6 protein-coding genes are annotated in these 9,948 nt (G+C 70.5%); 4 read left to right on the forward strand and 2 right to left on the reverse strand.

Going from position 1 to position 9,948, the window contains the following annotated elements:
- From ACFVU9_RS44685 to ACFVU9_RS44695, 3 genes are all read left to right on the forward strand, one after another.
- The coding region (locus tag ACFVU9_RS44685) for a polymorphic toxin-type HINT domain-containing protein (RefSeq protein WP_387603713.1) at positions 1-3,197 on the forward strand (3,197 nt) is incomplete at its 5' end.
- Entirely contained in the window at positions 3,194-3,658 is a 465-nt protein-coding gene (locus ACFVU9_RS44690; protein WP_380441313.1) for a barstar family protein, read from the forward strand. The genes ACFVU9_RS44685 and ACFVU9_RS44690, both read left to right, overlap by 4 nt.
- Before the next feature lie 365 nt (positions 3,659-4,023).
- Positions 4,024-6,579 (forward strand): collagenase, encoded by a 2,556-nt coding sequence (locus ACFVU9_RS44695; RefSeq protein WP_387603716.1) that lies wholly within the window; start codon positions 4,024-4,026, stop codon positions 6,577-6,579.
- 87 nt (positions 6,580-6,666) lie between these two features.
- Here ACFVU9_RS44695 and ACFVU9_RS44700 read toward each other — a convergent pair whose 3' ends face one another.
- On the reverse strand, positions 6,667-8,043 hold the full coding sequence (locus ACFVU9_RS44700) for an ALF repeat-containing protein (protein ID WP_387603719.1): 1,377 nt from the start codon (positions 8,041-8,043) through the stop codon (positions 6,667-6,669).
- A 169-nt stretch (positions 8,044-8,212) separates the two neighbouring features.
- Positions 8,213-9,526: an ALF repeat-containing protein gene (locus tag ACFVU9_RS44705; RefSeq protein WP_387603722.1), complete on the reverse strand. Its 1,314-nt coding sequence runs from the start codon at positions 9,524-9,526 to the stop codon at positions 8,213-8,215.
- 122 nt (positions 9,527-9,648) lie between these two features.
- On the opposite strand from ACFVU9_RS44705, the gene ACFVU9_RS44710 reads away from it, so the two are divergent.
- Positions 9,649-9,888 carry a hypothetical protein gene (locus tag ACFVU9_RS44710; protein WP_387603725.1) on the forward strand — a complete coding sequence of 80 codons (240 nt, stop codon included), beginning with the start codon at positions 9,649-9,651 and terminating at the stop codon, positions 9,886-9,888.
- Positions 9,889-9,948: the final 60 nt, after the last annotated feature.

Consider the following 9,948-nt stretch of genomic DNA (forward strand, 5'->3'; position numbering starts at 1 on the left):
GCGCCCGCAACGCGGCCGCCCGCGCCCGGAGCGCCGCCGCCGAGGCCACCCGCGCCGCCAACGCCACCGTCGCGATCGCCAACCAGGCGGCCGCCGCGGCCGGCGACGCGCAGCGCGCCGCCAACGACGCGGCCGCCCACGCGGAAGCCGCGGCCACCGCGGCCGAGCAGGCAGCCCAGCACGCCGGTGACGCGAACACCGCGGCCAACGTCGCGCAGGCCGCCGCCACCGCGGCCGACGCCGACGCCAACTCCGCGGCGAACTCCGCGGCCCAGGCCCACAAGGTCGCCGACATCGCCCGTGCCTCCGACGCCGAGCGCCTCGCCGGCCAGCAGGCCGCCGAGATGGCAGCGGCCGACGAGGCCTCGCGCGACGCGGACCTGAAGGCGAGGACCGCGGCGTGGGAGGCCGGCAAGGCCACCCAGTTCGCGGCCGACACCGACCAGCTGGTCAAGGACGCGACCGCGTCCGGCGTCGATGCGAAGACCGCCGTGCTGAAGGGCCGTCAGGCCGCCTTCCGGCTGCTGGACGCCGGCGGTCCGTGGACCAAGGCCGCCGCCCAGACCGCGCTGGAGGGCGACGACAGCGCCGTCCAGACGTTCCTGGGCAGAGGTCTGCCGACCGCGCGCGACTACGACGACCGCACCAGCGTGATGGCGATCTCCCAGGCGCCGGGCAAGCTGGAGCGCCGCCTCGCCGCGGAGACCGCCTCGGTCGGCACCGCCGACCAGGTGCGCGCGTTCCTGGCCACCGGCCAGTACCCGGGCAAGGACGACGACGACCGCGTCGCGCTCTCGCAGATCATGGCCACGGGTGGCCCGGGCGTGAAGGCCGCGGCGGGCAAGGCCCTGGACGGCACGATCGACGACGTCCGCGCCTTCCTGACGATCGGTCAGTTCAAGGCCCGCGACGACGACAACCGCGTCCAGGTGACGCAGGCCCTGGCCAGTGGCGGTCCCGAGGTCAAGGCGGCCGCGCAGGCCGTCCTGTCCGGCCCCGCCGACCGGCTCGTGCCGTTCCTGCAGAGCGGTCTGGCCAAGGCGCAGCAGCGCGACGCGATGACCGCCTCACACGTGGCCACCGTCGCGGCCTACCTGGCCACCATCGACGGATCGGTCGCCCAGGCGCGCCAGTACGCGGCGCAGGCCGCCCAGTCGTACGCCACCGCGCGCGGCGCGGCCAACGAGGCCGCCGGCTACGCCAACCAGGCCAGCCAGTCCGCCCAGCAGGCCCAGAACTTCGCGGCCCAGGCCGCGCAGTCCGCCCAGGCCGCGCAGGCGTCCGCCGCCCAGGCGGCCCAGTCCGCCAAGCAGGCCCAGGCCTCCGCCGCCAACGCCAACGCGGCCGCCCGCAGCGCCGACTTCTCGGCCGCGGCGGCCACCAGCTACGCCAACCAGGCCCAGCAGTACGCCTCCGCCGCGAAGACCGCCTCCGACCAGGCCCAGGCCTCCGCCGCCGCGGCTGCCAAGAGCCGCGACGAGGCGCAGCAGGCCGCCAACGCCGCCCGGGACGCCTACTTCACGAAGCAGTGCACCGACACCATCGAGGGCGCGCTGGAGGACCAGACCGCCACGGTCGACGCCCAGGGCCGGGTCTCCTACGTCGTGGCCGACCCGCAGAGCGACATGAAGGCCGACCCGGTCAAGGACAACATGGGTCACTGCACCGCCGGTGACTTCGTCATGGGCCGCGGCGACGTCCTGCTGAAGAACGTCGACCCCAAGGTCTGGCACCAGAACGACAAGGGCCAGGACGTCTGTGACCTCACGGTGACCGTCCACGTCACCGGCACGGTCAACTACGTGATGAAGACCTGCCCGGAGCCGGGCCTGTCGATCGCGGCCTGCACCGGCAAGTACAGCGTCTGGAACACCGTCGTCGTCAGCAGCACCAAGGTCGACGACCAGCGTGACCAGAACGTCCAGATCACCTACTTCGACTACAAGGCGCACTACTCGCCGGAGGCGGTCCGCGGCCAGATCCTGTGGCACGCGCTGACCGACGACTTCGTCAAGTGCTACCACGACTTCGGCTTCAACAGCTCGTGCGCGTGGGCGGCGTCCAACTTCATCCCGTACGGCACCCTCGCCAAGGGCGCCAAGGCCGTGGTGGCGTTCCGCTTCGCGCTGGAGACGGGCGTCGGCATCGAGGACGCCAAGATCGCCGTCCAGGCGACGCTCAACGGCTACAGCCAGGCGGCCATCAACAAGCTGACGTCGACGGCGGACGCGGTCGCGAAGTTCCGCCTCACCCTGAAGGACGGCGTCGGAACCGAAGCCGCGCTCCAGGCCCTGCGGCAGGACCAGAACGTCGACCGCACGCTGGTCCAGCAACTCGAGGGCGAAGCCAAGGTTTCGGAGAACGGCCGCAAGGCGCCGGCCTGTCTGACGAAGCGCAACAGCTTCCCGGCCGGCACCCTCGTGCTCATGGCCGACGGCACGACCCGTCCCATCGAGCAGATCCGCATCGGGGACACGGTCACGGCCACCGACCCCGCCACCGGCGCCACCAGCGCGCAGCGCGTCGAGAACACCATCTACACCCCCGACGACCGTGACTTCACCGAACTCACGATCGCCGCTCCCGACGGCACCGCTTCGGCCATCACCTCCACCGACCACCACCCGTACTGGTCGGAGAGCGCCCACGACTGGCGCGACGCCGTGGATCTGGTTGTCGGCGACACGGTCCGCACCGCCGACGGCCGGGCCCCCGTGATCACCGGTACCCGGCACTGGACGACGCTGCAGCCCGCGTACAACCTCACCGTCGCTCTGGTCCACACGTACTACGTGCTGGCCGGCAACACGCCGATTCTCGTCCACAATTCCGGCTGCGGAGACATCCTCGGGGACACGTCAAAGCTTTCCGGATGGATTCCGCCTGCCATCCCAGATGAGTCCATGGCCGTCGTCAGGGATATCCAGCAGTACGGCGTCGAAGCCCAGGGAGCCGGCAATCAGTTTGCCGGACCGTCCACTCCCGCCCGTTTTGAAAACTCAGGAAAGAATGGCGGCCACCAGCTTCCGCAGTACGACAGCACCGGAAAAGCGATCACATACCGAGAGTGGGGAACGGTTCAGGCGGGGGCTAATCCAAAGCCTGGCGGCGAGAGGATCGTGACCGGGTCGGACGGGTCGATCTACTATACTGCGACCCACTATCAGACCTGGATCGTGGCGGTGCCTGGATCGTGAAAGACCTTGAGCTGTGGACCCTGGAGGGACCTTCACTGCTGACGGCTCGCGCCGACTCGCAGTTCTCGATCGCCGCATTGATGCCACCGTCGGGCTCGATCGTCGCAGCCCGCCTGGACGGCCGGAAGCTGGTCGAGGCACATGACGCCTTCGAACAGTTTTCCTACGCCCTGACGTTTCCGGCGTACTTCGGCTGGAATTGGGATGCACTGTCCGACTGCCTGCGAGACCTGTCGTGGCATCCGGCCGATCATTACCTGATCATCGTCGACCACACCGAAAGCATGCTCGCCGGGAATACCGAGGAGCGTGAAATTCTGCTCTCGATTCTTTCGCGTGCTGCGCGAGAGTGGGCGGACCCGCTCGGGAAGCCCGACGGCAAGGGAGTGCCGTTCAAGGTCCTCCTTCTCTGCGATGACGAGCCCACCGAGGCGCTGCACGCAGAGACAGCCATGCGATAGATCCACCACGCACATCCCGGAGGCTCCAGCGGATTCACTTCCGCTGGAGCCTCTGGCCGTCTGACGGCGGCAACGCCAGCGGCCGGGTTCTGCACCTGGCGGGCCACCAGGACTCTCGGCGGCCCGGAGTCCGCCACACTGCCAAGCCTCACGAACCTGCCAAGCCTCACGAACCCGCCAAGGCGCTCGCCCCCGAGGATCATCCCTCAAGACAGTGCCATGTCACACCCTTGCGGTGGCATATAACCTGTGACATTGTTCTGACCCTGAATCCGGTGACAGGTTGTCGTCAAGGTCCCCCTCCCTCACGCCTCGTGGCTGACGCTCCGTTACTCATCTCCCCCACTCAGGACAAGGACACCGCAGTGCGTCTGCGCCAATCCCTTCCCCTTCTGGTGGCCGGTGCCCTCGCCGGCTCCGCGTTCATGCTGCCGACCCCCGCCCTCGCCTCGCCCGCGGCGGCTCCCGTGAAGGCCGCCGCGCCGGCCGTGCCCGCGCCGTTCGGGGCCGAGATAGCCTCCCCGGCGTCCGAGGCGATAGGACGCACGGCCGCCCCGCTGGCGGCCGACCGGCTCGGGCAGGCCCTGCAGCCGGCCGGGACGGCCGTGCAGAGCGGCCCGTCCGCGGGTGCCAAGCAGCCGGCTCCCGCCCCCGTGAAGCACGCGTTCGCCGCCGCCAAGTCCGGTGCGGACGCGGCTGGTTGCACGCCGGCCGACTTCGGCTCCCGCAGTGGCGCCGACCTGGTCTCCTTCGTCCAGGGCTCGACCACGGACTGCGTCAACACGCTGTTCAACGTCACCGGGACCGACGCCGGGAACGTCTTCAAGCAGTCCCAGATGCTCACCGTCGCCGCCGCCTTCCAGGCCCAGGCCGCGCACTACACCGGCGACAACTCCACCGGCATCCTGCAGCTCGTGCTGTTCCTGCGGGCCGGCTTCTACGTCCAGTCCAACAACGCCTCCGCCGTCGGCCCCTACGACGCCTCGCTCACCGCCGCCGTCAAGGCCGGCCTCGACGCGTTCTTCGCCGGCGCGCGCTGGCACGACGTCACCGACGCCAACGGCCTCGTGCTCTACGACGTGCTGGTCCTCACCGACAGCGCCAACATCCAGGCCCGCTACCTGAACGTCTACAAGCAGGTCCTGAACGGCTACGACAACGGCTACAACGCCTTCCCGAAGATGGTGAAGGCCGTCAACGCCGTCCTGTTCGCGCCGCTGTGGCGGGCCAACTGGAACCCCGACTACGTCAACGCGGTCGCCGCCGACCCGAGCGTGATCACGGCCCTCGCGAACTTCGCGCAGAACCACAAGGACCTGCTCGGCACCGCCAACCAGTTCCTCGACGTCAACGCCGGCAACGACCTCGCCCGCACCGCCGGCGACGGCGGCTCCGTCGCCGCTTTCACCCGGCCCCTGGTCAAGCAGGTCCTCGACACCACCCCGGTCACCGGCAGCACCGGCCCGCTGTACGTGTACACCGCGTACAACGCCAACCAGTACGACGGCGCGCAGTGCTCCTCCTACGGCACCTGCGACCTGCCCGGCAAGCTCACCGCCGCCGTCCTGCCCAATACGCTGGTGTGCGACAACCGCACCATCCGCGGCGAGGCCCTGTCCGCCGAGGACCTGGCCACCGTCTGCGCCAGCCTGCGCGGCGAGGACGGCTTCTTCCACACCATGGTCAAGGACAACGGCCCCGTCCCGAACCAGTACGGCAAGACCATCACCCTCGCCGTCTTCAAGAACCAGGCCGACTACCTCACCTACTCCTGGGCCATCTACAACAACTCCACCAACAACGGCGGCCAGACCGTCATGGACGTCACCGACCCCAACAACCAGCCGGTGTCGGTCATGTACCAGAAGTCGTGGAACGACGGCTTCCCCGCCAACGTGTGGAACCTCAACCACGAGTACACGCACTACCTCGACAACATCTACGACATGAAGGGCAACTTCGGCACCGAGATCTCCGTCCCGGACATCTGGTGGATCGAGGGCGTCGCCGAGTACGAGTCCTACAGCTACCGCGGCACCACCGACACCCAGGCGATGACCGAGGCCGCCGCGCACCGCTACAAGCTGAGCACCGTCTTCCAGAACACCTACGACAACTCGGACTCGGTGCGCACCTACCCGTGGGGCTACCTGGCGGTGCGCTACATGCTGGAGAAGCACCCCTCCGACGTGTACAACATGCTCGGCCACTTCCGCACCGGTGACTACCAGGGTGGCTACGCGGTCTACAACGGCCTCGGCACCTCCTACGACGCCGACTTCGACGCCTGGCTGAACGCCTGCGCCGCCGGCGCCTGCTACGCCGACGGCCCCACCGCCCTGTTCGGCCAGTCCGTCAACGGCGCCACCGTCACCCTGAACGACAAGTCCGTGGAGACCAACTCCCAGGCGAAGCTGGCCTCCTGGCACTGGACCTTCGGCGACGGCACCACCTCCGACCAGCAGAACCCGGTGCACACCTACGCCAACCCCGGCACCTACACGGTCGCCCTGACCGTCACCGACAGTGCCGGCAAGAGCGCCAGCACCCCGTCCTCCGTCACCGTCACCACCGGCGCCGGCACCACCCTGCCGACCTGCACCGACCCGCGCACCGACGCGCTCGGCCAGAACTGCTCGCGGCCCGGCCAGGCCCGCACCGCCGGCAGCCTCGACTACTTCTACGTCTACCTGCCGGCCGGCACCAGCACGCTGAAGGTCTCCACCTCCGGCGGCACCGGCAACGCCTCGCTCTACTACAACGCCGACACCTGGGCCTCCCCGAGCGCCTTCACCGCCTCCTCCACCGGCCCCGGCACCGCCCAGAGCCTCACCGTCACCAACCCGACGGCCGGCTACCGCTACATCAGCCTCTACGCCAACACCGACTTCAGCGGCGTGACGGTCAGCAGCCAGTACTGACCCGCGCACCGCAACGGCGAAGGGCGGCGCGTCCCCAACGGGGGCGCGCCGCCCTGGTGTTGCCGGCGGTGTCAGCTCCCGGCGGTGTCAGCTCCCGGCGGAGCGGCGGCGGCGCGAGACCGCGACCAGCGCCGCACCCGCGGCAACGGCCGCGGCAGCGCCGCCGGCCTCCCAGCCGAGACCGTCCGTACCCGTGGCGGCCAGCTGGCCCGGGCGGGCGGAGGTGGCCGTGGCGGCGGTCCCGGCGGTGGTGGTGCCCGTGGCCGTACCGGCCGTACCGGTGGTGCCGGTGGTGCCTGCGGTGCCGGTGGTGCCGGTGGTCGTGGTCACCGCGGCGGGCTGGACACCCTGGCCCTGGCCGGACTCCGGCTGCGCGGCCGGCTTCGCGTCCGGGGTGCGGTCCTGGGCCGGCTTGCGGGCGGCATCGGCCTCGTCCTGCGCGCGGGCCGTGAACTGGCCCTCCTTCAGGAACTTGACGACATCCGCGTAGGTGCCGCTCAGCGCCTTGCCGGCCGCCGCCTTCACGGCCGGCCCGCCCACGTCCATGATCTGCGAGAGCTTGACCCGGTCGTCGTCCTGACGGGCCTCGGCGTACCCGGTCTCCAGGAAGCGCCGCACGTCGGCGGCCGTGCCGTCGAGCGCCTTGCTGCCGGCCTCGCGCACACCGCGGCCGCAGTCCTTGTCGGCCATGAGGCGCAGCACCGCGACGCGGTCGTCCTCGGCCTGGGCCGTGGCCCAGCCCTTGGTGAGGAACGTGACGATGTCGGCGTCGGTCCCGTTCATCGCCTGGATCGCCGCCTCCTTGACCCCGCGGCCGGTGGCGGCCGACAGGATCTGGGCGACCTTCACCCGGTTGTCGTCCGCACGCTGCCTGGGGAGTTCGACCTCCAGGAAGTGACGCACGGCGGCGGCGTCGCCCTTGAGGGCCTTCTCGCCGGCCTCGCGCACGCCGCGGCCGCACTCCTTGTCGGCGAGGATGGCCTGCACCTTGGCCCGGTCCTCGTCCTCGGCGCGGGCCGTGAACTGGCCCTCCTTGAGGAACCTGACGACGTCCGCGTAGGTACCGTCCAGCGCCTTGCCGGCCGCCGCCTTCACGGCCGGCCCGCCCGTGTCCATGATCCGGCCGAGCATCACCCGGTCGTCGTCCGCGCGCTGCTTGGGAAGCTCGACCTCCAGGAAGTGGCGCAGCTCGGCCGCGCCGCCCTTGAGGGCCTTCCCCGCCGCGTCGCGCACGCCCCGGCCGGACTCCTTGTCCGCGAGGATGCGCTGGACCTCGGCGCGGTCGCGCTTCTCCTGGTCGCCCGCGTCCTGGTGCCCGGCGTCGTCCGGCTTGTCGGAGGCGGTGTCGGGTCCGGAGACGCCGGCCGGCTGCGGGCTGTCGGCGGCCGAGGCCGAGGACGGGAAGAGAACGGCGGGGGCCAGCACGGCAGCCGCGATCACGGCGGAGACCTTGGGCAGCTTCATCCAGCGAAACCTGATTCGTGCGGAGAGTTTGTGAACGGCCACAGCTTAGATCAACTCAAAGGTTTTCAATACCAAGTTTTTATCTGACTCGACGCCGTCCGGGAACGCCTCGCCCCCGGCGCCGGGGTGCGGCGGCCGGGGGCGCGGGTGTGCGGGGGTGCGGGGTGCGTCAGCTCTCGGTGGAGCGGCGGCGGCGCGAGACGGCGACGAGCGCAGCACCTGCGGCGACGGCCGCGGCGGCGCCGCCGGCCTCCCAGCCGAAGCCGTCCGCACCGGTGGCAGCGAGCTGGCCGGGGCTGGCGGAGGCGGCCCCGGCGGTGGCACCGGCGGCGCTCGCGGCGGCGCCGGTGGCCGCGGTCACGGCGGCGGGCTGGACGCCCTGGCCCTGACCGGACTCCGGCTGCGCGACCGGCTTCTGGTCCGGGGTCCGGTCCTGGGCGGGCTTGCCGGCGGCGTCGGCCTCGTCCTGGGCGCGGGCCTTGGCCCAGCCCTCCTTGAGGAAGTTCGCGATGTCGTCGTTGCTGCCGTCGAGCGCCTGGAGCGCGGCCTTCTTCACGGCCGGCCCGCCGGTCTCGACGATCTGCGAGACCTTGATCCGGTTGTCGCTCGCGCGCAGCTGCGGCAGCTCGACCTCAAGGAAGCGCCGCACGTCGGCGGCCGTGCCGTTGAGCGCCTTCTGCGCTCCCTCCTGCACGTGCCGGCCGTTGTTCTTGTCAGCGATGATGCGCAGCGTCTCGACGCGGTCGTCCTCGGCGCGGGCCGTGAACTGGCCCTCCTTGAGGAACTTGACGACGTCCGCGTCGGTGCCGTTGCGGAGCACAGCCTTGGCGGCGTCCCTGACGGCCCGGCCGGTGGCGACGGAGAGGATCTGGGCGACCTTCACCCGGTTGTCCGCCACCCGAGCCCCGGGGAGCTCGACGTCCAGGAAGTGCCGCACGGCGGCGGCGTCGCCCTTGAGGGCCTTCTCGCCGGCCTCGCGCACGCCGGCGCCGGTCTCCTTGTCGTCGAGGATGGCCTGCACCTTGGCCCGGTCCTCGTCCTCGGCGCGGGCCGTGAACTGGCCTTCCTTGAGGAACCTGACGACGTCCTCGGGGGTGCCGTTGCGGAGCACGTTCTTGGCGGCCTGCTTGAGTACGGGCCCGGCATTGTTGATGAGCTGGGCGACCCTCACCTGGTTGTCGATGGCCCGCTGCTCTGCGAGCTCGACCTCCAGGAAGCGGCGCAGCTCGGCGGCGCCGCCCTTGAGGGCCTTCTCGGCGGCCTCGCGCACGCCGACGCCGGATTCCTTGTCTGCGAGGATGCGCTGGACCTCGGCGCGGTCGTGCTTCTCCTGCTCGGTCATGTCGGGCTTGTCGGAGGCGGTGTCGGGCCCGGAGACGCCGGCCGGCTGCGGGCTGTCGGCGGCCGCGGCCGAGGACGGGAAGAGAACGGCGGGGGCCAGCACGGCAGCCGCGATCACGGCGGACACCTTGGGCAGCTTCATCCAGCGAAACCTGATTCGTGCGAAGAGTTTGTGAACGACGACAGCATAGATCGGTTTTTGCTATTGCCATACCAATCATTTACCCGACCGTCTCATCCCACGGCGCCCCCTACGCTGACGCCATGGAGAAGAGCGAGCTGCTGGTCGACGTCCGGGACCACGACGTCGACTCACTGATGGACTTCCGCACGGCCCTCGTCGCCGTCAACCACGAGGCCCTGCACCACTGGCAGGGCCGCAGCCTGGACGCCCTCTGGGACATCATCGAGAACCGCGGGTTCTCCGACCTCCTCGACTCCCACGACGTCCTGGTCGTGCGCGCGCGGCGGGGTGTGTCCAGCCAACGGTGTAACTCAGGTTGATTTGTATTACCGGCGGCCGATGGAGAGCCGGCCGTCGAAGGTGATCTCGAAGGCGTTCAG

The sequence above is a fragment of the Kitasatospora sp. NPDC057936 genome, assembly GCF_042887525.1.
Lineage (GTDB): Bacteria > Actinomycetota > Actinomycetes > Streptomycetales > Streptomycetaceae > Kitasatospora.